Source organism: Pseudomonas sp. 9.2(2024) (assembly GCF_039695385.1).
Taxonomy (GTDB): Bacteria; Pseudomonadota; Gammaproteobacteria; order Pseudomonadales; family Pseudomonadaceae; genus Aquipseudomonas; species Aquipseudomonas paraglycinae.
In genome coordinates, this window is sequence record NZ_CP155585.1 from 6,006,823 (window position 1) to 6,031,215 (window position 24,393).

Consider the following 24,393-nt stretch of genomic DNA (forward strand, 5'->3'; position numbering starts at 1 on the left):
AACACTTTTTGCTGTCAGATGTGATCGGCGCCATTGCGTCGGCGTCATTACTGGCTCAATTTAGCGGCATCGCCTCGGAAGGCCTTCGCACTTCATGTCCTCGACCTCGTTTCGTCAGTCTTTGCGGCGCCTGTGGGCGCTGGATAAATTCAGCTACAGCGTGCGGGTGTTCATCGCCCTGACCGGCAGCATGGCGCTGTGCTGGTATCAGGATGAAATGGGGCTGCTGATCCCGCTGTTCCTCGGGATCATCGCCAGCGCCCTGGCCGAGACCGATGACAGTTGGCAGGGCCGCCTCAACGCACTGGCGGTGACGCTGGTGTGTTTCAGCGTCGCGGCGCTGTCGGTGGAATTGTTATTCCCCTACCCCATCGTGTTCGTCATCGCCCTGGCACTGGCCAGTTTCGGCCTGACCATGCTCGGTGCGCTGGGCGAACGGTATGGCGCGATTGCTTCGGCGACCCTGATTCTTTCCGTCTACACCATGATCGGCGTGGATCAGCGCGGTGGCGCGGTCACGGATTTCTGGCATGAGCCGATGCTGCTGGTGGCCGGTGCCGCGTGGTACGGCCTGCTGTCGGTGCTGTGGCAGGCGATGTTTTCCAATCAGCCGGTGCAGCAGAGTCTGGCGCGGCTGTTCCGCGAACTCGGCTATTACCTGAAGCTGAAATCCTCGCTGTTCGAGCCGATCCGTCAGATGGACGTCGAAGCCCGGCGACTGGAACTGGCCCAGCAAAACGGCCGGGTCGTCGCAGCCCTGAACAGCGCCAAGGAAATCATCCTGCACCGGGTCGGCAACGGTCGTCCTGGCTCGAAAGTCAGCCGTTACCTGAAGCTGTACTTCCTGGCGCAAGACATCCACGAACGCGCCAGTTCTTCCCACTACCCCTACAACGCCCTGGCCGATGCGTTTTTCCACAGCGATGTCTTGTTCCGCTGCCAGCGCCTGCTGCGCCAGCAAGGCAAGGCCTGTCGGGCGCTGGCCGAATCGATCCAGATGCGTCAGCCGTTCATCTACGACGCGAGTTTCGCCGAAGCCCTGAGCGACCTGCACGCCTCCCTCGAACACCTGCGCATCCAGAGCAACCCGGCCTGGCGCGGGCTGCTGCGTTCATTGCGCGCACTGGCGGCCAACCTCGGCACCCTCGACCGTTTGCTCAGTGACGCCAGCAACCCTGACGCCCTGGCCGATGCCACCGACAGCAGCCTGCTCGACCGCTCGCCGCGCAACTTCAAGGACGTGTGGATTCGTCTGCGCACGCAGCTGACGCCGACCTCGCTGCTGTTCCGTCACGCCCTGCGTTTGCCGCTGGCGTTGAGCATCGGCTACGGCATGGTGCACCTGATTCACCCGTCGCAGGGTTACTGGATCATCCTCACCACACTGTTCGTCTGCCAGCCGAACTACGGCGCGACCCGGCGCAAACTCGGCCAGCGGATTTTCGGCACGGCGATCGGCCTGACGATTGCGTGGGCGCTGTTCGATCTGTTCCCAAGCCCGCTGGTGCAGTCGTGCTTCGCCATCGCCGCCGGCGTGGTGTTCTTTACCAACCGCACCACCCGCTACACCGTGGCCACCGCCGCGATCACGATCATGGTGCTGTTCTGCTTCAACCAGGTCGGTGACGGCTACGGGCTGTTTGTGCCGAGGCTGTTCGATACCTTGCTCGGCAGCCTGATTGCCGGGCTGGCGGTGTTCCTGTTCCTGCCGGACTGGCAGGGCCGACGCCTGAACAAAGTGCTGGCCAACACTCTCACCTGCAACAGCATTTACCTGCGCCAGATCATGCAGCAATACGCCGCCGGCAAGAGCGACGACCTCGCCTATCGCCTGGCCCGGCGCAACGCGCACAACGCTGACGCCGCACTCTCCACGACGCTGGCGAACATGCTGATGGAGCCGGGGCATTTCCGGAAGGAAGCCGACGTGGGCTTTCGCTTCCTGGTGCTGTCGCACACCTTGCTCAGCTATCTGTCAGGGCTTGGCGCGCACCGGGAAACCCAGCTGCCGGCCGAGGTGCGCGAACACCTGATCGACGGCGCCGGCGTGAGTCTGGCGGCGAGCATCGATGAAATCGCCCAGGGGCTGGCGAGCAAACAGCCGATTGCGATTCAGAGCGATGAGGAAGAAGCGCTGGCCAACGAGCTTGAGCAGATGCCGGACGAAATCGACGAAGGCCAGCGGCTGGTGCAGACGCAACTGGCGTTGATCTGCCGTCAACTCGGGCCGTTGCGCACGCTCGCGGCGCATCTGATCAAAGACACAGCCGAAGACTGAGCCGCCTCACATTCCATGCTGCCTGAGCAGCTTGTCATAGCTGCCATCGGCCTTCATCGATGCAATCGCCTTGTCGAACCCGGCCACGATCTGTTCGTGCTGCGGGTTCTTCAGGCTGACCAGAATATGCAGGCTGTTCTCGCTCAGCGGCTTGGGCAGAAACTCCACTGCGTTGCGTACCTTCGGTGATTCCCGGGCCAGGTAATAGCGGGCCACGTATTCGTCTTCCAGGGTCAGCTTGACCCGGTCCGCCGCGAGCATGCGCACGGCCATGGCGAAGTTATGCACAGGGACTTTCTGCAACGCGGTGTCGGCATCGAACGGCGCCGAATAGGCGTAGCCGCGCACGACCGCAACCGGATAGGTGTGCAGTTCCTGCAGGTTGTTGTATTCGATGGGCGCGTCTTTGCGCTTGAGGAAGCGCACGCGATTGAGCAGGTACTCAGCGGAAAACTGCCCGATCTTCGTGCGCTCGTCGTTGTACCAGGCGTTGACCAGCACGTCGTAACGTCCTTCGCCAACCCCCATCAACGCCCGCGCCCACGGCACCTGCTCATAACCGCTGGCATAACCGGCACGGGCCAGGGCCGTGCTGACGATGTCGGTCGCCAGCCCACCGTTGACCAGTGTGTCATCGGTAAAGGGCGGCCAGACGTCGAACACCAGACGCAATTTCTCCGCTGCCGCGCTTTGACCCAGCAACAGCAATCCGATCAAAGCAAAGGCTCGATGCAATCGCGGCATGCTTGAAAATCCTTAGCGGGCGGGCCGCCCGGCGTGTTTTCAGTCAAAACCCCAAGGCCCCTTACCGGCGAATCCCAGGCCCTAACCTTAGCTCATTGAAGCCATTGCACAGCGCTTCCCAGCAGATTACACAAAGTACGGCGGGCCGCGATATTGGAATGATGGCATTTTGGCCTTTGTCACAGATTTCTCAGCCATACAGACATATTTCGGCGGGGCGCTTAGTATCGGGCGACGTTGTTCAAGGAATCGGAAGATGACAATCGAGTGGGTCTGCAAACATCACAGCGATCTGGGACTGGAGCAGCTGTACGCCATTTTGAAATTGCGCTCGGAAGTGTTCGTGGTCGAACAGCGCTGCGCTTACCTGGATCCGGACGGCCAGGATCTGGACGGTGACACCTGCCATTTGATGGGTTGGGACGATGATCAGCTGGTGGCGTACCTGCGCCTGCTGGACCCGGAATCCCAGGGTGGCGACGTGGTGATCGGCCGCGTGCTGACCGCACCGGCCGGGCGTGGCAAAGGACTGGGGCATGAAATGATGGAGCAGGCGCTGAAACAGGCCGAGAGGCGTTGGCCGGAAGTGCCGATCTATCTGTCGGCCCAGGCGCATTTGCAGGGGTATTACGGGCGGTATGGGTTTGTGGTGGCGGGTGAGGAATATCTGGAGGATGACATTCCGCACATCGGGATGCGGCGTTCCTGAAAAGCCCCCTCACCCTAACCCTCTCCCGGAGGGAGAGGGGACTGATTGGGGAATATTCGGGAGATACAACGACCTGAACGAGCGTTGTTGAATCCATAATCGCCACACTTGATCAGGTCGATGTATGACGCAAGACACCTCGGTCAGCTCCCTCTCCCTCCGGGAGAGGGCTGGGGTGAGGGCAACAATCTAAAGGCGAACACCCAAACTCAGGGATATTCGAGAACAGCCTTGATCTGCCGCAAATTCCGCTCGATCCACCCCCGATCAATCGCCCCCCACTCACGAATCCGATAGCGCCCCGCATGATTGCGCGCGCCTTCTTCCTGTTCGAACTCGCAGACGATATCCAGATCCGCCAGCGCCGCAATCGTGTCCTGCGCCGTACGCCGGGGCATGCCGGTGACCTCGGTCAGCGCCGGCACGCTGCTGGCCAGGCCGCTGTCGATCAGGTACGCCACGTACAAGCGCCGGTAGAAACTGCTCTTGGTCTTGCTCACGTCCATGCATGCGCTCCGTTGTTTGATGTCTTATTGCATGTCGCGCCACGTCAGGTACACCCGCAGGTCGAACTCGACCTGGTGGTAGCCCGGCAGCATGTGCTCACATAACTTATAGAACGCCTTGTTGTGATCCGACTCCTTGAAGTGCGCCAGCTCGTGCACGACGATCATCTTCAGAAACTCCGGCGCGGCGTCCTTGAACAGCGAGGCGATGCGGATTTCTTTCTTGGCCTTGAGCTTGCCGCCCTGCACCCGCGACACCGTGGTGTGCAGGCCGAGGGCGCGGTGGGTCAGATCGAGACGGTTGTCGAACAGGACCTTGTCGATGGCCGGGGCGTTGCGCAGGTATTCCTGCTTCAAGTCCAGCGCGTAGCCGTACAACGCCTTGTCGCTCTGCACATCGTGGCGGCCCGGATAGCGTTGGCTCAGGTAATCACCGAGGCGGTTGTCGGCGATCAATTGGCGCACCTGATCCTGCAATTGCGCGGGATAGGCCTGGAGGTATTTCAACGCAGTCATGGGGCGGCACAGGTCATGAAAAGGCCGCCAGTGTAGCGAATTCAACCGGCCAACGCGCTCCAGTCGAACGGCTCGGTAAAGCGTGCGGTGTCCTCGGCGACCAACGGCCGCGCCACCAGGAAGCCTTGCACGTACTCGCAACCATGGGCTTGCAGCCACTGGTATTGCTCGACGGTTTCCACGCCTTCGGCAATCACCAGCAAGCCGTATTCCTTGCATAAGTCGATGACCGTGCGCACTAGCGAAGCGTCGCGGGACGAGTCCGGCAATCGGGCAATCAGGTGGCGATCGAGTTTGAGGGTATCCAGTTCCAGATCGCGCAAATGCGCCAGCGAGCAGGCCCCGGAACCGAAATCGTCCAGCGCCACCCGCACCCCGAGATTGCGCAGCAGCTTCAGCTGCTTGCGGGTCTCGTCCGGGTTGATCGTCAGCGCCTCTTCGGTGACTTCCACTTCCATCTGGTGTGGCTGCAAACCATGGCGCTCCAGCACTTGGCGCAATTCAGTGACCAGATTCGGCAGGCCGAACTGGGTGTTGCTCAGGCTCACGCCGATCACCAGATCCCTGGAGAACTCGGACTCCCAAGCCTTACGCTGCCCGGCGCTGCGATGATAGATCCAGCTGCCGAGCCGGCTGATCAGCGTCGCCTCCTCCAGCAACGGCAGGAACAACCCCGGCGGCACATCGCCGACGCTCGGGTGCTGCCAGCGCAGCAACGCCTCGAAACCACGAACGCGACCATCGCCAATGGCCACCTGCGGCTGATACACCAGATTGAAATCGCGGTTCTCGATGGCATTACGCACGCTTTCTTCCAGCATCAGCCGCGACCGCGCACGGCCGTTCATTTCATGATCGTAGAAACGATATTGCTGACGCCCGGCACGCTTGGCCTCGTACATGGCGATGTCCGAGGCGCGCAGCAGACCGTCGAGGTTGTTGCCGCAGTCGGGGTAGGTGGCAATGCCGATACTCGCGCCCAGAGCAATATCGAGGCCTTCGATCTGCTGACAGATCGACACCCGCTCGATGAGTTTTTCAGCAATCTTCGCCGCTTGTTCGGGGAATTCCAGATCCAGCAGCGCGGTGAATTCATCGCCGCCCATCCGCGCCAGAATGTCGAATGGCCGCAGGCACGCTTTCAATTGTTCGGAGACCCAGCGCAACACCCGGTCCCCGGCATCATGGCCGAGGGAATCATTGACCCTCTTGAAACCGTCGAGATCGAGATACATCAACACCCAACTGCTATCCGTGCGCTCGCCGCGCAACAGCAGGTTTTCCACAGTCTGGTAAAAACCCCGGCGATTGAGCAGCCCGGTCAGCGGGTCGGTGACAGCCTGAAATTCCAGCTGCTGATGCAGATGACGCACCACCGACATGTCCAGCACCGTCACCACCATCGCATGTTGTTCACTCGGCAGCGGCGCGCAGGACAAGGCCACTGGCACCTGCTGCCCCGGTGCGGTGCGCAGCGACGCATCGTGTAGACGCAGCGTCTCGCCACGTTTGTACCCGGCGTAAAACTCGGAATCGGCCCACAGCGGAATGTGCGGTTTCTGCAGGTAATCGAGAAACTCCTGCCCTTCCAGCTCCTTCACCGGCGCATTGAGCAACCGGGAAATCGCCGGGTTGGCAAAGCGGATCAAACCATCCTCGCCCAACACCAGAATGCCTTCGGCCGCGTTATCCAGCACCGAGGCATTGAAGGCCCGCGCCGATTCCAGATCCTGACTCAAACGCTGCAAGGCCCGGCGATTGCGCTGGTGCTCCAGCAACGCCTGGACTTTCGGCTTGAGAATCTGCGGATCGAACGGTTTGAACAGGTAATCCACCGCACCGCTGGCATAACCCTTGATCACGGCGTCCTGGGACTGCTCGTTGGCAGTGAGGAAAATGATCGGGGTCAGGCGCGTGCGCTGGCTGCCGCGCATCAGCCGCGCGACTTCGAAACCGTCCATGCCCGGCATCTGCACATCCAGCAGCACCAGGTCGATGTCGTGTTCGAGCAACAGGTTGAGGGCTTCGTAACCGGAAGCGGCGGTCAATACCTGCCAGTCCTGGCGCTGCAGCAACGCGCGCATGCTGATCAGGTTTTCAGGGTAATCATCAACGATCAAAAGGACTGAGCTGCCTTCACCTGGCTGGGGTTGCGCGCATTCCATGCTGCTTCTCTTGTCGGGACAACTCGTGTCGGGGCATCTCGGGTCAGTGTTCCGGGCGGCTTCTCGTGAAAACCATACAGTCACCGAGTCTTCACTCTAGTCCGGGATCTGTAAAAGCAATAGCTGTCATCCAGCCATCATTTAACCAAACCGATAGGCAGCCGACTAACGGTCACCGCTGAAGCCCCCGAAAACCGGGAAAGGTGGCATTTCGACAGGATGTTGACGCCAATCATCCGCCAGACGGCCGTTAACAAAAAATCCCTCTACGCTTATAAAGGCCGCCCCCAAGAGGCGCGGGCTAGAGCTTCTGGCACGCGCGTGCAAGAGAAATAGAGTGGAAGAACCGACATGATTGATCTCGCAACCTGGAACCTCAGCGTTCCCGTTGGCAGCCCGCCCTACACCGTCGAAACCTCCAAACTGGTGAACGGCTTCAAGGATCAGTACTTCCATTCCGACACCGGCACCCTGTTCTTCTGGTCCCCGGTGACCGGCTCGAAAACCGAAAACGCCATCTACCCGCGCACCGAACTGCGTGAGACCTACAGCAACGGAACATTGCGCAACTGGTATTACCCGGACGCCGACAACCTGCTGCGCGCGACCCTTTCGGTCAACAAGGTGCCCAGCTCCGGCAAGATCGTCATCGGCCAGATCCACGCCTATGAAAGCCAGAAGCCGATGCTCAAGCTTGAGTACCAGTACAAAGACAAAACCGAGACCGGCAACCTGGTGATCAAACTGCGCACCCATCCGGATCAGGACGAAAGCCGCGTCATCACCCTCGCCACCGGGATCAAACTCAATCGCGAATTCAACTACCTCATTCACCTGAGCCCCGGCGGTGCGCTGGGTGTGAGTGCGGCCGGGTATCAGTGGGATTCGCAGATCAGCGCGACGTGGCGCAACAAACCGCTGTATTTCAAGGCTGGCGTGTATGTGCAGGACAACACCGGGTACACCAGTGAGGGTGGGCAGGTGACGTTCAGCAAGCTGGATATTGATCACGATAAATAGCCGCGATGCGTTCGTTTAAGGCTGCTGTTTAAAGGCAGTGCGCGTAACGTCCCGAAGCCTACAACGGCTTGCGTCGCTGCCTACCACTACGCCAGAATCCGCCAGCTTGTGCGCCTGGAGGGCCATCGGTAACTTGATTCGGGTCACTGATTCGCAGTGATCGGGTTTAGTAGCCCGAGGGTTCGAGCTTGTGCACAAGCATCTGTCAGTCAGGAATTTCGATTCCTGCACCTGATGGCGACTGTGCGCAGGGCATCTTCGGGTGCGCCGGCTTGCTCGAAACCCCGGTCTACTAACCTGCGTACAGTTGCCTCCACTTTGATTAGTAGCCAGAGCGGGGGCACTCCATTCAGGTTTCGAGCAAATGATTAAATCTACGCCTCATCCGCCGGTCACAGACCCGGCCTCTCCCTACGATTCCATCGACCCCAAAAAACTCAACGAAGCCGCCGAACGCGCCCTAGACCACTACCTCTGCCCCGGCGCCCGCATCATGGCCACGGTCAACGAACCCGACCGCATGTACTTCGCCAATCCCGCCTACAACACCGAATCCCTGCTGGCCAACGCCAGCGAAACCCTCGGCTCCGCCAGCGAAATGCTCAACAACTTCGCCGCCACCCTCGCCCCCGCCGACCGCAAAACCGCGATAGGCATCGCGCAGTTGGTGATGCTGGGGGAACTGGCGGTGAATCAGGCGCTGGATCACGTCGAGTTAAAGGAATAGCCACCCATAACGGCTCGCTCATCGCGGAATCTCAGAAATGTCCGCAATTGGCGACGTTCTTGCCCCTTACCGATAGACCATCGCCTACAAGAAATCCGCGCCATAGCGGGTTTCTTAAATGAACGAGTTACACTCGGATCAATTGACTTTGCAGGGAAGAGGTGGAGCTAGAAAAGCCGACTACTGCAGCGCCGATGCCCGGCCTGAGACATTGAGGCGCCCCGCGCTTGGCGCAGGCCCCTCAGAAATAACACCTACCAAGTAAAAGAAGGAACGACTGAACATGACTTAAAGCTTTGCAAGCGAACAAGAAGCAGCACGGGCCATGCTGCTGGAAGTAGCCGGGTTACTAAATCGTCAAACTATCGACTACGCGGTGATTGGTGGATGGATTCCTTACCTGTTTAACTCCAAGCCCATTCCCCACACGGGCACCTATGACGTCGACATCATTCTGAATGCGGCGCTGAGTAAAGAGCATGTTATTCGGGCTCTGGACTCAATGGTTAAGGACTCGGGGTACATGCGGGCGCCAAAGAATGCGTTCCAGGTGTACAGAAAGCTGGTGGTCAATGATGAACCAATGATTTTTCATGTGGATTTCCTGCACAGGAAATATGCAGATGATTCAGCCGACCTGATTATGCAGTGGGGGCGTTATGAGTCCATCGCGACCCCGGGAACGGACGTGATCTTCACTGAAAAGGAAGCCAGGCATCAGTTGATATCGGGGCAGGCCATGGACGGTACGGAGACCTCGCTGAAGATCCCCTTCGCCACCGAAGCTGGCTTCCTTTCTGCCAAGGGGCGCTCGGTTGGTTTTGGGAAACGCTTGCGGGATGCCTTCGATATATTCCTCGTCATCAATCAGTCGAACAACATCACTGAACTGACGGAACACAGTAAGCAATTGATGAAGAGCTCAATATTCGCAGCGTCAATGAGTCGTTTGGAGAACGAGTTCAATAATAAATCTGCAGCAGATGACGCCGCTGCATTTATCGTCAAACTTGCTCCCGAACATATTCCGGGCTTTATCGAGGGCGCAGGCGAAGCGCCGTTGGCAAATACTCAAAAGGCCAAAGAGTGGGTTTTAAAAGTGATCAATGATTTTTTGACTGCGATAAAGCCAGTGCGCCGCGCAAGCTGATTCCACTCCGACATCAATCAGAGGGACAGATTTATTTATCTGCTGCTCGATTAAATCAATCTGCCCCCGCTTTCCTTTATTTTCAACTCGACCTACGTATATCAAATACGGGTCGTGCCGACTGGCTTTCGCTTCATTCCTGAGCCGACGGAGTCATTCAACGCCACTACCCGCCCCGCATCCCATTCCCGCTGCATATCAGCAAACAACTCGCCGTTCACTCGCGCCTGATGATTCGCCAACGCTTGAGTCATCGCCTCAGCAATACGCTCGATGATCAAGGCTGGCTTCTCCACTGAACAATGCTTGCGACCAAACTCGATCAGTTGCTGGCGATCCGGATAGGTTTTCACCTTGTTCATCTTGATTGCCAACGTGCGATCAACCAAGGAGCGGCCTGATTTGGGATTGTAGTTTTCGTAGACCGTTGTGGTGGTGACATCAAAAACGGGAGCCAATTGCACAGTTTCCAGAGCTTCTGGATGGGTATAAATCACGCCGAAGTTCTTCAGATGCGCATCGCCGTTTCGAACCATGACCGAAAGGCAGACCGAAGCGAAAAAACGCTCCAACTCCCGAAGCGCATCACCATGCCGACAGACCTGGCCAATCACGGCCGCGAGAGTTTCGTAGCTCTGCGAATACTTGTAGTTGTCATGGGGATCCTTGTTTAGTCCCAACAGAACCGCCATGTCTTCGAACCCGAGGCGACCGGCCTCGGTCAGGTCAAAACGCTCCATCACAAACAAATCGCCGTTTTCGGACAACCAGAACGGCGGTGTTTCAAGTCCGGCGATGCGAGCCGCTTCCAAGCAGAGAAACTCGTTCTGAGCCAGATGTGCGTACTCATCCGCGCCTGATTTGACGATCAGGTCGGAGCTGAGCATGGTTTTTCGATTGCCGGTGAGCTTGTCCAGGTCCGGAACCAGCACCTTGGGCTGTACACCTGAAATGCCCGACTCGAAATAGGTGTCGACCAGAAACTCGAAAACGCCCTGCGAAACATCGGCGGACAGGATCTCCTGCAATCCAACTTGCGCACGCACGGATACCGGAGTTTCTATCGGATTCTGGTAGGTGAGGCGTCCGATCTGGTTCCCGCCGATGACCGATAACAGGCGCATCTCATCGACTTGCATGTGCTTGGCCATCCGGCGCTTGATCTGATCCGCCAGAAACCCTTCAGGCACATTCATATCGAAGATCGGATGCAGCACGTTGCTCACCGAGGGCGTCGGGTCATAGGGCATGACAAGTGAGACTTCCCTTGTTGCATCGGCGGTTTCATAAACAAAGGAAAACTGCGATCCCTTGGACAGCGCACCAGCGAAGCCTTGCGGCGTGGTGACGTTGAGCCTTTTGACTTTACTCATCGTGCTCTACCAGATCGGCCAGGGATTTGAGGTCAATGCGGTTATCAACAATTTCCAGCGCCATGCCCAGCGCTGCCAGCACCCTGAACGCGGTGTAGAGCGCGACATTCTCGCCGGCCTCAAGGTCAATGATGGTTTTGCGGCTGCATTTGGCTCTGTGGGCCAATATCGCTTGGCTGTAGCCTTTGGCCCGACGCAATTGCCGAATTCTTTCACCGAAAACAGCGGGATTGGGGAGCAGCATAAATGTCACCCATATGGGACTTTTTATAATCTGGAATCGATTATGTCCGTTATGGGTGACATTTCAAGCGCCTTACGTCAGTCGACTGCTTGATAAAACTCCAGGCAAAAAAAACCCGCCTCACGGCGGGTTTCTTTCAAATCAGTTCAACACCCAGTCTCAATTGACCTTGGCGTTCAACTCACCCTTCAGATAACGCTGATACATGCTTTCCAGCGAGATCGGCTTGATCTTCGAAGCGTTGCCGGCAGTACCGAAAGCCTCGTAACGAGCGATACATACATCGCGCATCGCCTTGACGGTTTCGCCGAAGAATTTACGTGGGTCGAATTCGCTCGGGTTGGTGGCCATCAGACGACGCATGGCGCCAGTGGATGCCAGACGCAGGTCGGTGTCGATGTTGACCTTGCGCACGCCGTGCTTGATGCCTTCGACGATTTCTTCAACCGGTACGCCGTAGGTTTCTTTGATGTCGCCGCCGTACTGGTTGATGATCGCCAGCCATTCTTGCGGGACCGAGGAAGAGCCGTGCATCACCAGGTGGGTGTTCGGGATGCGTTTGTGGATTTCCTTGATGCGGTCGATCGCCAGCACGTCACCGGTAGGTGGCTTGGTGAACTTGTAGGCGCCGTGGCTGGTGCCGATGGCGATGGCCAGGGCATCAACCTGGGTCTTCTTGACGAAGTCAGCGGCTTCTTCCGGGTCGGTCAGCATCTGGCTGTGATCCAGAACGCCTTCGGCGCCGATGCCGTCTTCTTCACCGGCCATGCCGGTTTCCAGCGAACCCAGGCAGCCCAGCTCGCCTTCAACCGAAACGCCGCAGGCGTGAGCCATGGCGACGGTTTGTTGGGTCACGCGGACGTTGTATTCGTAGTCGGTCGGGGTCTTGCCGTCTTCGCCGAGGGAGCCGTCCATCATGACCGAGCTGAAGCCCAGCTGGATCGAGCGCTGGCAGACGTCAGGGCTGGTGCCGTGGTCCTGGTGCATGCACACCGGGATGTGCGGGAATTCTTCGATCGCCGCCAGGATCAGGTGACGCAGGAACGGGGCGCCGGCGTATTTGCGGGCACCGGCCGAAGCCTGAACGATCACCGGGGAGTCAGTCTTGTCAGCGGCTTCCATGATGGCGCGCATCTGCTCAAGGTTGTTGACGTTGAAGGCTGGAACGCCGTAGCCGAACTCGGCTGCGTGGTCCAGCATCTGGCGCATGCTGATAAGTGCCATTGTGTGTGTCTCTCCCGGTTTGGGTCGTTAATCGTGCCAGCCTGCCGGAGCGGCGGCGGCTATTCAAGTGATTGCAGATCGGGGGTTGAGGCCCGGCCTGGTGATTCGATAAAGCAAATTCTGTTTTATTCGGCTTTGCAGCCCCGACCGATCAGATCATTGGTGGCGACCCAGTAGACCAGGCCCTCCTCACCTTTGATGTGAAACGCCAGCATGTCGTCGCTGTACAGCGCGCCCGAGGCGCCCGGCTCTTCTTTCAGGCGATAGACCTGATCGCCGCCGCCCAGTCGCACATCGACTTCGTTGCGGGCGGCATCGGTGTAGCGCCACAGCACCTTGGCCTGGCTGTCGCAGGTCCAGGTGGTCCAGTTATCCACAGGTGCGGATGACTGGAACGGGTTCCACTGCGCGCAACCACCCAACAATCCCAGTGCCGCAACGGCGATCAAGCCTTTCATCCGTGTTCCTCGACCGGCAGCGCAAGCCGCCGGCCCTGAGTTAAAGAGTCAGACCGGTCAAGGACAACCATGTTCCTTGGCCGGGGTTTGCGTCTCGTATTTGTCCAGACCGTCCGGGCCCGAGCGCTTGTTCAGCACCGGGTTGGTTTCGGCCTGCCAGTCGGCCTGGTAGCAGCCTTTCTGTGCCTCGCCGGGTGCCGGCTCCGGCGCAGCCTTCGGGTTACTCCCGCAGGCTGCCAATGTACCGGTCAGCAACAACAGCGCTAACGACTTGACCATCTGAACACTCCTTTGCCTGGCCAATCGGGCGGCCTCAGGCCTTGGCCCGGCTTTCCAGGACTTCAACGGCCGGCAGCACCTTGCCCTCGACGAATTCGAGGAACGCGCCACCGCCGGTGGAAATGTAGGAGATCTTTTCCGCCACGCCATATTTATCGATGGCCGCCAGGGTGTCGCCACCACCGGCAATCGAGAACGCCGCGCTTTCGGCGATGGCTTCGGCCAGCACTTTGGTGCCGTTGCCGAACTGGTCGAATTCGAACACGCCGACCGGGCCGTTCCACAGGATGGTTTTCGACGACTTCAGCAGTTCGGCGAAGTTGGCCGCGGTTTGCGGGCCGATGTCGAGGATCATGTCGTCGGCAGCCACGTCAGCGATCAGCTTCACGGTCGCTTCAGCGCTTTCAGCGAATTCCTTGGCAACCACCACGTCGACCGGCAGCGGCACGCTGACCTTGGCGGCGATGGCGCGCGCGGTGTCCAGCAGGTCCGGCTCGTACAGCGACTTGCCGACCGGGTGACCGGCCGCCGCGAGGAAGGTGTTGGCGATGCCGCCGCCGACGATCAGTTGATCGCAGATCTGGCTCAGGCTGTTCAGGACGTCGAGTTTGGTCGAGACCTTGGAACCGGCAACGATGGCCGCCATCGGCTTGGCCGGGGCGCCCAGGGCTTTGCCCAGTGCGTCGAGTTCAGCGGCCAGCAGCGGGCCGGCCGCGGCGACTTTGGCGAACTTGGCGACGCCGTGGGTCGAACCTTCGGCGCGGTGAGCGGTGCCGAAAGCGTCCATCACGAACACGTCGCACAGGGCGGCATATTGCTGGGCCAGTTCGTCGGCGTTCTTTTTCTCGCCCTTGTTGAAGCGCACGTTTTCGAACAGCACGATGTCGCCGGCCTTGACGTCAACGCCGCCAAGGTAGTCGGCCACCAGCGGCACTTCGCGGCCCAGGGCCTTGCTCAGGTAGTCGGCGACAGGCTTGAGGCTGTTCTCGGCGGAGAATTCGCCTTCGGTCGGACGACCCAGGTGCGAGCAGACCATCACGGCCGCGCCTTTTTCCAGGGCCAGCTTGATGGTCGGCAGCGAAGCCAGGATACGCGCATCGCTGGTGACAACACCGTCCTTGACTGGGACGTTGAGGTCTTCGCGGATCAATACGCGCTTACCTTGCAGATCGAGGTCGGACATCTTCAACACGGTCATGGGTCGCACTTCCTACGGTTTTTTTGAAGTCGCTGTTTGCAGATAGTGCTCTGCAACATCCAGCATTCGGTTGGCAAAACCCCATTCGTTGTCGAACCAGGCCAGGATGTTCACCAGCCGTGGGCCGGAAACGCGGGTCTGACTGGCATCGACGATGGCCGAATGTGGGTCATGGTTGAAATCACAGCTTGCGTGAGGCAATTCGGTGTAGGCCAACAGACCTTTGAGCGGGCCGCTGGTGGCGGCGTCGCGCAGGATCCGGTTGACCTCGCCGGCGTCGGTGTCGCTCGCGGTCTGCATCGTGATGTCGAGGCAGGACACGTTGACCGTCGGCACGCGTACGGCTTTGGCCTGAATTCGCCCGGCAAGTTCCGGCAGCAGGCGCTCGATACCACGCGCCAGACCGGTGGACACCGGGATCACCGACTGGAACGCCGAACGGGTGCGGCGCAGGTCTTCGTGGTGATAGGCGTCGATCACCGGCTGATCGTTCATCGCCGAGTGAATCGTGGTGATCGACACGTAATCCAGGCCGACCGCCTGATCCAGCAGACGCAACAGCGGCACGCCGCAGTTGGTGGTGCAGGAGGCGTTGGACACCAGCAGTTCGTCGCCGGTCAGGCAATCCTGATTGACGCCGTAAACGATGGTGGCGTCGACATCCGCCTCGCTGGCCATCGGCTGCGAAAACAGCACACGCGGCGCGCCGGCGTCGAGGAAACGCTGGCCGTCTGCGCGGGTGTGCCAGGCGCCGGAGCATTCGAGCACCAGATCGACGCCCAGCGACGCCCAATCGATGCCTTCGGGAGTGGCACTGCGCAGGACCTTCACGCAGTCGCCATTAATATGCAGACAATCGCCGTCGACCTTCACCTCGCCCGGAAACCGGCCGTGAGTGGAGTCGAAGCGTGTCAGGTATTCGATGCTGGCCATGTCGGCCAGATCGTTGATCGCGACAATCTCAAACCCGGCCTTCTCGCCTCGCTCGAACAACGCACGCAAGACGCAACGACCAATCCGGCCGTAGCCGTTGAGTGCAACTTTGTAGGGACGCGGTTGAGGCATGGGGTTCTCGATTACCGTGGTGTATCAGTCAAAGCGATGTTGCCTGACCGACCGCCATCGCGGGCAAGCCCGCTCCCACAGGGATCTACATCGCCCATGTGGGAGCGGGCTTGCCCGCGATGGCGTCAGTTAAGACGACACCTGATCTGGATCAGTCTTCCAGCAGCTCTTCAGCCTGACCCAGGATGTTTTCCAGGGTGAAGCCGAACTCTTCGAACAGTGCCGAAGCCGGAGCCGATTCGCCGTAGGTGGTCATGCCGATCACGCGACCTTCCAGACCCACGTACTTGAACCAGAAGTCGGCGTGGGCCGCTTCGATCGCGATACGTGCGCCAACCTGCAACGGCAGGACCGATTGCTTGTAGCTGGCGTCCTGAGCGTCGAACGCGCTGGTGCATGGCATGGAAACCACGCGCACCTTGCGGCCCTGCTCGGTGAGTTTGTCGTAGGCCTGAACGGCCAGACCGACTTCCGAACCGGTCGCGATCAGGATCAGCTCAGGCTCGCCTGCGCAGTCCTTCAGCACGTAACCACCACGACGGATGTCGGCGATCTGGCCGGCATCACGGGTTTGGTGCTGCAGGTTCTGACGCGAGAAGATCAGCGCCGACGGGCCGTCCTTGCGCTCCAGAGCGTTTTTCCAGGCCACGGCCGATTCAACGGCATCGGCTGGACGCCAGGTGTCGAGGTTCGGCGTGCTGCGCAGGCTGGTCAGTTGCTCGATCGGCTGGTGCGTCGGGCCGTCTTCGCCCAGACCGATGGAGTCGTGGGTGTAGACGTGGATCACACGCTGCTTCATCAGAGCGGACATGCGCACTGCGTTGCGGGCGTATTCCATGAACATCAGGAAGGTCGCGCCGTAAGGCACCAGACCGCCGTGCAGGGCAACGCCGTTCATGATGGCGGTCATGCCGAACTCGCGCACGCCGTAGTACATGTAGTTGCCGCTGGCGTCTTCGGCGCTGACGCCTTTGCAGCCTTTCCACAGGGTCAGGTTGGAACCGGCCAGGTCAGCCGAACCGCCCAGCACTTCCGGCAGCAGCGGGCCGAACGCGTTCAGGGCGTTCTGGCTGGCTTTACGGCTGGCGATGGTTTCGCCTTTGGCGGCAACGTCGGCGATGTAGGCATCGGCCTTCTCGGAGAAGTCGGCCGGCAGTTCGCCGCTCAGGCGACGGATCAGTTCGTTGGCTTCGGCCGGGAACGCGGCGGAGTAGGCAGCGAAACGCTGATCCCACTCGGCTTCGGCGGCGCGGCCTTTTTCCTTGGCATCCCACTCGGCATAGATGTCGGCCGGGATTTCGAACGGACCGTGGTTCCAGTTCAGCGCCTGACGGGTCAGGGCGATTTCCGCGTCACCCAGCGGGGCGCCGTGGCAATCTTCCTTGCCTTGCTTGTTCGGCGAACCGAAACCGATGGTGGTCTTGCAGCAGATCAGGGTCGGCAACGGGCTCTTGCGAGCGGTCTCGATGGCGGTCTTGATCTCTTCCGGGTCGTGACCGTCAACGTTGCGGATCACTTGCCAGTTGTACGATTCGAAACGCTTCGGCGTGTCGTCGGTGAACCAGCCTTCGACTTCGCCGTCGATGGAAATGCCGTTGTCATCGTAGAAGGCGATCAGCTTGCCCAGGCCCAGAGTGCCGGCCAGGGAAGCGACTTCGTGGGAAATGCCTTCCATCATGCAGCCATCACCCAGGAACACGTAGGTGTGGTGGTCGACGATGTTGTGGCCAGGACGGTTGAACTGCGCGCCCAGTACTTTTTCTGCCAGGGCGAAGCCCACGGCGTTGGCCAGGCCCTGACCCAGCGGGCCGGTGGTGGTTTCAACGCCCGGGGTGTAACCGAATTCCGGGTGGCCCGGGGTACGGCTGTGCAGTTGACGGAATTGCTTCAGGTCGTCGATCGACAGGTCGTAGCCGGTCAGGTGCAGCAGCGAGTAGATCAACATCGAGCCGTGGCCGTTGGACAGCACGAAGCGGTCACGGTCGGCGAACGATGGATTGCTCGGGTTGTGCTTGAGGTAGTCGCGCCAAAGCACTTCGGCGATATCTGCCATACCCATAGGGGCACCGGGATGGCCGCTGTTGGCTTTTTGCACGGCATCCATGCTGAGGGCACGAATGGCGTTGGCACGCTCACGACGGCTAGGCATCGCTGATCTCCTGGGTGTGAATAGATTGAAACGGAAAAAAGGAGGGCATTTTCCCTCACCCGAGCGCCTCGGGGCAATGACAGATAGTCATCCGGAGGCGTTTTTCCAATGGATAACACCGGTTTCGGTTGGTGAAACCTTTCCGCTGTTCGTTTGTAGAGTTAACCGGGCGGTGAGAAGTGCAATCGAATGCGCCATCCATCGAGCAATATCAAAACTTTTTGATATAGACCTTGCGATGCCTTCAGGCCGTCACTAGACTGCCAGCCCTATGAACTTACGCGTGCCTTCCATTCGCCATGACGATTGCGACGAGCTGGCGGCCCTGTGCAAGGCCGGCGGCGATCCGCTGCGGCTGAATGTATTGCGCGCCCTGGCCAACGACTCGTTCGGCGTACTGGAACTGGCGCAGATTTTCGATATCGGCCAGTCCGGCATGAGCCATCACCTTAAAGTGCTGGCGCAGGCGGATCTGGTGGCGACTCGCCGCGAAGGCAATGCGGTGTTCTATCGCCGCGCCCTGCCCCACACCGAGTTGCTGGGCGGCAAGTTGCACGCGGCATTGTTAGAAGAAGTCGACAATCTGGCGCTGCCGGCTGACGTGGAAACCCGGATCGCACAGGTTCACGGGCAACGTGCGGCCAACAGCCAGGACTTTTTCGCCCGGATCGCAGAGAAATTCCGCGCCCAGCAGGATTTGATTGCCGGCCTGCCGCAGTACCGTGAAAGCGTGCTGGCCCTGCTCGACAAACTGAACTTCAATGGCGCTGCCACGGCCATTGAAGTCGGCCCCGGCGATGGAGCTTTCCTGCCGGAACTGGCGCGTCGCTTCGGCACCGTAACCGCACTGGACAACAGCGCGGCGATGCTCGAACTGGCCCGTCAGGTATGTGAACGTGAACAGCTGGCTAACGTCAGCCTGCAATTGGCCGATGCATTGAATGGCGTGAGCCTTCAGGCCGATTGCGTGGTGTTGAACATGGTGTTGCACCATTTCGCCGCGCCGGCCGAAGCGCTCAAGCACATGGCCAGCCTGCTGCAACCGGGCGGTAGCCTGCTCGTGACAGAGTTATGTAGCCACAACCAGAGTTGGGCCAGGGAGGCCTGCGGTGATCTGTGGTTGGGGTTTGAACAGGACGATCTGGCCCGTTGGGCCACCGCTGCGGGACTCGTTCCCGGGGAAAGCCTCTATGTAGGCTTACGTAATGGTTTCCAGATCCAGGTTCGCCATTTTCAGCGACCGGCTGGCGACACTCACCATCGGTAAATTCAGGAAAACATCGAGATGAGCGAATACTCCCTCTTCACCTCCGAGTCCGTGTCTGAAGGACATCCGGACAAAATCGCCGACCAGATTTCCGATGCAGTGCTGGACGCCATCATCGCCCAGGACAAGCACGCACGCGTTGCCGTGGAAACCCTGGTCAAGACTGGCGTGGCCATCGTTGCCGGTGAAGTGACCACCAGCGCCTGGGTCGACCTGGAGCAGATCGTTCGTGACGTGATCTGCGACATCGGTTACACCAGCTCCGAAGTCGGCTTCGACGGCGCTACCTGCGGCGTGATGAACATCATCGGCAAGCAGTCCCCTGACATCAACCAGGGCGTTGACCGTGCCAAGCCTGAAGATCAGGGCGCCGGCGACCAGGGCCTGATGTTCGGTTACGCCAGCAACGAAACCGACGTGCTGATGCCGGCACCGATCACCTTCTCGCACCAACTGGTTCAGCGTCAGGCCGAAGCCCGTAAATCGGGTCTGCTGCCTTGGCTGCGTCCGGACGCCAAGTCCCAAGTGACCTGCCGTTACGAAGGCGGCAAGGTTGTGGGTATCGACGCTGTTGTTCTGTCGACCCAGCACAACCCTGAAGTGTCGTACAAGGACCTGCGCGAAGGCGTGATGGAGCTGATCGTCAAGCACGTGCTGCCTGCCGAACTGCTGAGCAAGGACACCCAGTTCCACATCAACCCGACCGGCCAGTTCATCATTGGCGGCCCGGTAGGTGACTGCGGTCTGACCGGTCGCAAGATCATCGTCGACAGCTACGGCGGCATGGCCCGTCACGGCGGTGGCGCGTTCTCCGGTAAAGATCCATCCAAGGTTGACCGTTCGGCTGCCTACGCTGGCCGTTATGTTGCCAAGAACATCGTGGCTGCCGGCCTGGCCGAGCGTTGCGAGATCCAGGTTTCCTACGCGATCGGTGTGGCCCAGCCTACTTCGATCTCGCTGAACACCTTCGGCACCGGCAAGATCAGCGATGACAAGATCATCAAACTGGTCCGCGAAGTGTTCGACCTGCGTCCATACGCGATCACCACCATGCTGGACCTGCTGCACCCGATGTACCAGGAAACCGCAGCCTACGGCCACTTCGGCCGTGCTCCGCAGACCAAGACTGTTGGCGAAGACACCTTCTCCACGTTCACCTGGGAAAAAACCGACCGCGCCGACGCTCTGCGTTCCGCCGCCGGCCTGTAATTTTCCTGGCGGTACGAGAAGCCCCGCACGGTTCGCCGTGCGGGGCTTTTTCATGGCCGCGAAACAACCGGCAAAACAGCCGCCCGGCCCACTTCAAAATCCCGGCTAGCCTTCAGGTATCTCTCTGAGCAAGGACGCTCACAATGCTTGCCACACTGCGCCTGTTTCTGTTTTTCCTGCCGTTTTTCCACCTCAACACCTTCGCTGCCGACTGCCCCGACTGGACCGCCGCCCGGGCTTCGAGCGAAGTCGTCGCCCTGCAGCAACAGATCGACCGCTGGGACGACGCCTATCATCGCGAAGGCCGCTCGGTGATCGCCGATGAGCTCTACGATCAGTCCCGCTTGCGTCTGAACCAATGGCGCCGGTGCTTCAAACTTCCCTCACCGCCCGAGCCGTTGCGCACCGCATCAGGCCCGGTTGCGCACCCGGTCGCTCACACTGGCCTGGACAAACTTCATGACGCGGCGGACATCGCGACCTGGCTGCGCGACCGAAAGGATGTCTGGGTACAACCCAAGGTCGATGGCGTGGCGGTGACGTTGATCTATCGCAACGGCCGACTGCATCAGGCGATCAGTCGCGGGGACGGCGTTCGCGGGCAGGACTGGACCGCGTCGGCAAAAAAGATCGGAGCCATTCCGCAACAGCTGACGCAACCGCAGGATCTGCTGGTGCAAGGCGAACTCTACTGGCGCTTGAACGGACACATGCAGGCACGTGCCGGCAGCGCCAATGCTCGAGCCACCGTGGCCGGGCTGCTGGGGCGCAAGGATCTCGACGCGGAACACGCTGCCGGCATCGGGCTGTTTGTCTGGGACTGGCCGCAAGGGCCGAAGGACTTGCCGGAGCGAATCGCGGCGCTGACGCAGTTCGGTTTTCCCACCACCGAGCCCTACAGCCAGGCCGTCGCCAGCCTGAACGAAGCGCAACACTGGCGCGATCACTGGTATCGCTCGCCATTGCCATTCGCCACGGACGGAGTGGTTCTGCGCCAGAGCCTGCGACCGCCCGCCGAACGCTGGCAGGCTCGTCCGCCCTACTGGGCCGTCGCCTGGAAGTACCCTTTCGCCCAGGCGCTGGCCGATGTGCGCAAGGTGAACTTCAAGATCGGCCGCACCGGGCGCATCACGCCGGTGCTTGAACTGTCGCCGGTTATGCTCGATGACCGGCAGATCAAACGGGTCAGCGTCAGTTCGCTCAGACGCTGGCAGGAACTGGACATTCGCCCCGGCGATCAGGTCGCAATCAGCCTGGCCGGGCTGACGATCCCGCGCCTCGACAGCGTGGTACTGCGGAGTACCGAACGCGCCGATTTGACCATTCCGCTCGCCAGCGACTTTCACGCCCTGAGCTGCTGGCAACCGACGCCAGGCTGCGAAAGCCAGTTCCTCGCACGCCTCACCTGGCTGAGCGGCAAGCAAGGTCTCGCCCTACCGCATGTCGGTCGCGGCACCTGGGAGAAACTTCTGGAAACAGGCCGCCTGAACAGCCTGCTGGATTGGTTGACCCTCGACGGGCCGGAGCTTGCTAACATTGCCGGTCTCGGCGAGCGCAGCAGTGCCCGCCTGCTGCACAGTTTTCACAGCGCCCGCCAACGGCCGTTCCTGCAGTGGCTCAAAGCCCTGGGGCTGCCACCGACCGGTCAGGCAACACTCGCCGATTCATGGCAGGCACTGGCACAACGCAACACCGAACAATGGCAGGCAGAAGCCGGAATCGGCCCGGGTCGCGCGGCGCAATTGAGCGCCTTTTTTCGCGACCCGCAGGTACTGGCCCTGAGTGAAACCCTGCAAGCCGCCGGCGTCGACGGCTTCTGAACACGCAATCCCCGGCCCGCCGGGAACCCAATGTCCGCCGGAGCGCTCCAACAGCGCAGTGCTTCACCGACCCGATTGCCTTTGCACATGGAGCTTTTATGAAATTTCTCGCACCGCTCGCCCTGCTTTCATTCTGCGCAGTCCTCGCCGCCCCCGTGATGGCCGACGAAGACGCGCCGGGCCTGACCGGTTGTGCCGCCAAGAAGCAGGGCATCATCAACCAGATCGAACAGGCCAAGTCCCGCGGCAACGCCGACCAGCAGGCCGGCCTCGAAACCGCCCTGCGCGAAGTCACCGAGCACTGCACCGACGCCGGCCTGAAGAAAGAACGCGAAAACAAGGTGCTCGACGCCAAGCACGAAGTGAGCAAGCGTCAGGCTGATCTGGACAAGGCCATGAAGAAAGGCGATCCGGAGAAGATCGACAAGCGCAAGAACAAGCTCGCCGAATCGCGCAAGGAATTGCAGGACGCGCTGGACGAACTCGACAAGTAAGAAAGCCGGGGATCACAGCCAAAAACCGTGATCCCTTGAACATCAGTGGTCGCGAAACTCTTTATGGCAGGCACTGCAGGCATCTTCGACTTTCTGCACGGCCGGCCCCAGGTTGCTGGCCTTGTAAGGTTGAACCTTGCTGGCGATCACCAGTTCACCGGTGGCCGCTTCAAGGGTGCGGGCCATTTCCTGGAAGCGGGCCTGTTTCTGCCAGACATCGTCCTTGGCGCTGGTGTGATCTTCCTCACGCACCTGCGGGAAATGTTTCCACGGCTCATGGGACAACGCATCGAGCTTGACCGCACCTTCCGCAAATTTCGGCCCGTCGAAGGCGATGCGTCCGCGCAGCATGCCGCCCAGGTCTTCGCCGGTCTTGAGCATCTGCTTGAAGATCGCCTTGCGCTGACCCAGCGGGGAATTCGGGTCGACACCGCCACAGGCGGACAAGGTCAGACAGGCCAGCAATACAACAGAAATTCTTTTAAGAGTCATGGTGGCTTCAGGTCACGGAAATCGGCGGCCAGTATCCTCGGGTCACCGCCAAACACCAATAGCCCTATTAACAATAAGGGTTGCTTGAGCGCATGGAGCACTTCTGCAACCGGCACAGGAAATTCTCCATGAACAGCCGTTTCAAGGCCTGGCGTCATCCGCTCATCGCGACCCTCCCGCTGCTGGCGATACTCGCCGGCTGCACCGGTGGCGACAGCGCCAAGCCGAAAACCCACGCCCTGGCCACGTATTCCAGCGCCACCTGGGAAGCATTGCCTGCGGTGTCCGATAGCGACCTGGTGGCCGGTTTCGGTTCGTGGCGCAGCGCCTGCACCCGGCTCAAGGCTGACCCGGTCTGGGGCGCGACCTGTGCGGCAGCCGCCAACGTGCCGCAAAAAGCCGGCGACATTCGCACGTTCCTCAAGCAGAACCTCGACGTCTTCGGCCTTCGCGCCGAGAACGACAACCCCAACGGTCTGATCACCGGCTATTACGAACCGGTCTATCCCGGCAGCCTGACGCAAACCGCCAGCGCCAACGTGCCGGTGTATGGCGTGCCCGAAGACATGATCATTGTGTCGCTGGACAGCATTTACCCGGAACTGAAAGGCAAGCGCCTGCGCGGCCGCCTCGAAGGTCGTGTGCTGAAGCCTTATGACGACGCGGCGACCATCGAGAGCCAGGGCGTCAAGGCGCCGGTCGTGGCGTGGCTGACCGACCCGATGAACCTGCAATTCCTGCAGATTCAGGGTTCGGGGCGGATCCAGACCGATGACGGTCGCCAGCTGCGCATCGCCTACGCCGACCAGAACGGTCATCCGTACCGGCCGATCGGCCGCTGGCTGGTGGAACAGGGCGAGCTGAAAAAAGAAGAAGTGACCATGGGCGCGATCAGCAACTGGGCCAAGGCCAACCCGTCGCGCATTCCGGAACTGCTGGCGAGCAATCCGAGCTACGTGTTTTTCACCCGCAACCCGGACAGCAACGAAGGGCCGCGCGGCTCGCTCAACGTGCCGTTGACCGCCGGTTACAGCGCGGCTGTGGACCGCAAGGTGATTCCGCTGGGCAGCCTGTTGTGGCTGTCGACCACTCGCCCCGACGGCACGCCGCTGGTACGCCCGGTGGCTGCGCAGGACACTGGCGGCGCGATTGCCGGTGAGGTTCGTGCGGATCTGTTCTGGGGCACCGGCGATGCCGCCGGACAACTGGCCGGCGACATGAAGCAGCAAGGGCAGATCTGGATGCTCTGGCCGAAAGGCGCGGCACTGCCGCAAGTACCGCAGGTGGCCGACAAGCCGTAAGTACA

The 24,393-nt window shown here is 60.3% G+C and carries 23 protein-coding genes; 10 read left to right on the plus strand and 13 right to left on the minus strand.

All coding sequences use genetic code 11. The features are described from left to right. Positions 1–94: 94 nt before the first annotated feature. Complete coding sequence (gene yccS, locus ABFB52_RS27175) at positions 95–2,278, plus strand: YccS family putative transporter (protein WP_074692097.1); 2,184 nt, start codon at positions 95–97, stop codon at positions 2,276–2,278. Positions 2,279–2,284: 6 nt separating this feature from the next. Here yccS and ABFB52_RS27180 read toward each other — a convergent pair whose 3' ends face one another. Then, positions 2,285–3,022, minus strand: coding sequence for a transporter substrate-binding domain-containing protein (locus tag ABFB52_RS27180; protein WP_085746655.1), 738 nt, complete (start codon positions 3,020–3,022; stop codon positions 2,285–2,287). 256 nt (positions 3,023–3,278) lie between these two features. Between ABFB52_RS27180 and ABFB52_RS27185 the strand changes: the two genes are divergently transcribed. Then, on the plus strand, positions 3,279–3,731 hold the full coding sequence (locus ABFB52_RS27185) for a GNAT family N-acetyltransferase (RefSeq protein WP_085746656.1): 453 nt from the start codon (positions 3,279–3,281) through the stop codon (positions 3,729–3,731). Positions 3,732–3,940: 209 nt separating this feature from the next. Here ABFB52_RS27185 and ABFB52_RS27190 read toward each other — a convergent pair whose 3' ends face one another. From ABFB52_RS27190 to ABFB52_RS27200, 3 genes are read right to left on the minus strand one after another with little or no spacing between them, the layout of a single operon-like run. Next, the gene (locus ABFB52_RS27190; protein ID WP_007894945.1) at positions 3,941–4,237 is read right to left on the minus strand and encodes a winged helix-turn-helix domain-containing protein; all 297 of its coding nucleotides are present in this window, start codon (positions 4,235–4,237) and stop codon (positions 3,941–3,943) included. A gap of 24 nt (positions 4,238–4,261) precedes the next feature. Continuing rightward, positions 4,262–4,753: a M48 family metallopeptidase gene (locus tag ABFB52_RS27195; protein WP_085746657.1), complete on the minus strand. Its 492-nt coding sequence runs from the start codon at positions 4,751–4,753 to the stop codon at positions 4,262–4,264. Positions 4,754–4,794: 41 nt separating this feature from the next. After that, positions 4,795–6,918 carry an EAL domain-containing protein gene (locus ABFB52_RS27200; RefSeq protein ID WP_085746658.1) on the minus strand — a complete coding sequence of 708 codons (2,124 nt, stop codon included), beginning with the start codon at positions 6,916–6,918 and terminating at the stop codon, positions 4,795–4,797. Positions 6,919–7,269: 351 nt separating this feature from the next. Between ABFB52_RS27200 and ABFB52_RS27205 the strand changes: the two genes are divergently transcribed. From ABFB52_RS27205 to ABFB52_RS27215, 3 genes are all read left to right on the plus strand, one after another. Further along, the gene (locus ABFB52_RS27205; protein WP_007959711.1) at positions 7,270–7,938 is read left to right on the plus strand and encodes a polysaccharide lyase family 7 protein; all 669 of its coding nucleotides are present in this window, start codon (positions 7,270–7,272) and stop codon (positions 7,936–7,938) included. A 364-nt stretch (positions 7,939–8,302) separates the two neighbouring features. Further along, positions 8,303–8,665, plus strand: coding sequence for a DUF6124 family protein (locus ABFB52_RS27210; RefSeq protein WP_129972214.1), 363 nt, complete (start codon positions 8,303–8,305; stop codon positions 8,663–8,665). 325 nt (positions 8,666–8,990) lie between these two features. Then, positions 8,991–9,815: a hypothetical protein gene (locus ABFB52_RS27215; protein ID WP_129972215.1), complete on the plus strand. Its 825-nt coding sequence runs from the start codon at positions 8,991–8,993 to the stop codon at positions 9,813–9,815. A 101-nt stretch (positions 9,816–9,916) separates the two neighbouring features. Here the strand turns inward: ABFB52_RS27215 and ABFB52_RS27220 are convergent, their stop codons facing one another. The 8 genes from ABFB52_RS27220 to tkt all read right to left on the minus strand — a co-directional run bounded on the left by ABFB52_RS27220 (position 9,917) and on the right by tkt (position 17,805). Continuing rightward, positions 9,917–11,188 (minus strand): type II toxin-antitoxin system HipA family toxin, encoded by a 1,272-nt coding sequence (locus ABFB52_RS27220; RefSeq protein ID WP_129972216.1) that lies wholly within the window; start codon positions 11,186–11,188, stop codon positions 9,917–9,919. After that, positions 11,181–11,432 carry a helix-turn-helix transcriptional regulator gene (locus ABFB52_RS27225; protein ID WP_085746662.1) on the minus strand — a complete coding sequence of 84 codons (252 nt, stop codon included), beginning with the start codon at positions 11,430–11,432 and terminating at the stop codon, positions 11,181–11,183. The genes ABFB52_RS27220 and ABFB52_RS27225 overlap by 8 nt, the downstream gene beginning before the upstream one ends. A 159-nt stretch (positions 11,433–11,591) precedes the next feature. Next, positions 11,592–12,656, minus strand: coding sequence for a class II fructose-bisphosphate aldolase (gene fba, locus ABFB52_RS27230; protein WP_007959708.1), 1,065 nt, complete (start codon positions 12,654–12,656; stop codon positions 11,592–11,594). Positions 12,657–12,781: 125 nt separating this feature from the next. After that, a complete protein-coding gene (locus ABFB52_RS27235) occupies positions 12,782–13,114 on the minus strand; it encodes an MliC family protein (protein ID WP_129972217.1) in 333 nt (110 codons plus the stop codon). A gap of 57 nt (positions 13,115–13,171) precedes the next feature. After that, a complete protein-coding gene (locus ABFB52_RS27240) occupies positions 13,172–13,393 on the minus strand; it encodes a hypothetical protein (protein WP_085697808.1) in 222 nt (73 codons plus the stop codon). A gap of 34 nt (positions 13,394–13,427) precedes the next feature. Beyond that, positions 13,428–14,591, minus strand: a complete 1,164-nt coding sequence (locus tag ABFB52_RS27245) for a phosphoglycerate kinase (RefSeq protein ID WP_011336326.1) — start codon at positions 14,589–14,591, stop codon at positions 13,428–13,430. A gap of 12 nt (positions 14,592–14,603) precedes the next feature. Beyond that, a complete protein-coding gene (gene epd, locus ABFB52_RS27250) occupies positions 14,604–15,656 on the minus strand; it encodes an erythrose-4-phosphate dehydrogenase (RefSeq protein ID WP_039767974.1) in 1,053 nt (350 codons plus the stop codon). Positions 15,657–15,807: 151 nt separating this feature from the next. Then, positions 15,808–17,805 (minus strand): transketolase, encoded by a 1,998-nt coding sequence (gene tkt / locus ABFB52_RS27255; protein WP_129972218.1) that lies wholly within the window; start codon positions 17,803–17,805, stop codon positions 15,808–15,810. A 271-nt stretch (positions 17,806–18,076) separates the two neighbouring features. Here tkt and ABFB52_RS27260 point away from each other — a divergent pair, with 271 nt between their 5' ends. The 4 genes from ABFB52_RS27260 to ABFB52_RS27275 all read left to right on the plus strand — a co-directional run bounded on the left by ABFB52_RS27260 (position 18,077) and on the right by ABFB52_RS27275 (position 22,595). After that, positions 18,077–19,072: a metalloregulator ArsR/SmtB family transcription factor gene (locus tag ABFB52_RS27260; RefSeq protein WP_129972219.1), complete on the plus strand. Its 996-nt coding sequence runs from the start codon at positions 18,077–18,079 to the stop codon at positions 19,070–19,072. A gap of 18 nt (positions 19,073–19,090) precedes the next feature. After that, positions 19,091–20,281 carry a methionine adenosyltransferase gene (gene metK, locus ABFB52_RS27265; protein WP_027610621.1) on the plus strand — a complete coding sequence of 397 codons (1,191 nt, stop codon included), beginning with the start codon at positions 19,091–19,093 and terminating at the stop codon, positions 20,279–20,281. A gap of 143 nt (positions 20,282–20,424) precedes the next feature. Continuing rightward, on the plus strand, positions 20,425–22,101 hold the full coding sequence (gene ligB, locus ABFB52_RS27270) for an NAD-dependent DNA ligase LigB (protein WP_129972220.1): 1,677 nt from the start codon (positions 20,425–20,427) through the stop codon (positions 22,099–22,101). Positions 22,102–22,199: 98 nt separating this feature from the next. Next, on the plus strand, positions 22,200–22,595 hold the full coding sequence (locus tag ABFB52_RS27275; protein ID WP_007959697.1) for a DUF1090 domain-containing protein: 396 nt from the start codon (positions 22,200–22,202) through the stop codon (positions 22,593–22,595). A gap of 42 nt (positions 22,596–22,637) precedes the next feature. Here the strand turns inward: ABFB52_RS27275 and ABFB52_RS27280 are convergent, their stop codons facing one another. Next, the gene (locus ABFB52_RS27280) at positions 22,638–23,087 is read right to left on the minus strand and encodes a cytochrome c (RefSeq protein WP_007959696.1); all 450 of its coding nucleotides are present in this window, start codon (positions 23,085–23,087) and stop codon (positions 22,638–22,640) included. Positions 23,088–23,215: 128 nt separating this feature from the next. Between ABFB52_RS27280 and ABFB52_RS27285 the strand changes: the two genes are divergently transcribed. Continuing rightward, entirely contained in the window at positions 23,216–24,388 is a 1,173-nt protein-coding gene (locus tag ABFB52_RS27285) for a murein transglycosylase A (protein ID WP_129972221.1), read from the plus strand. Positions 24,389–24,393: the final 5 nt, after the last annotated feature.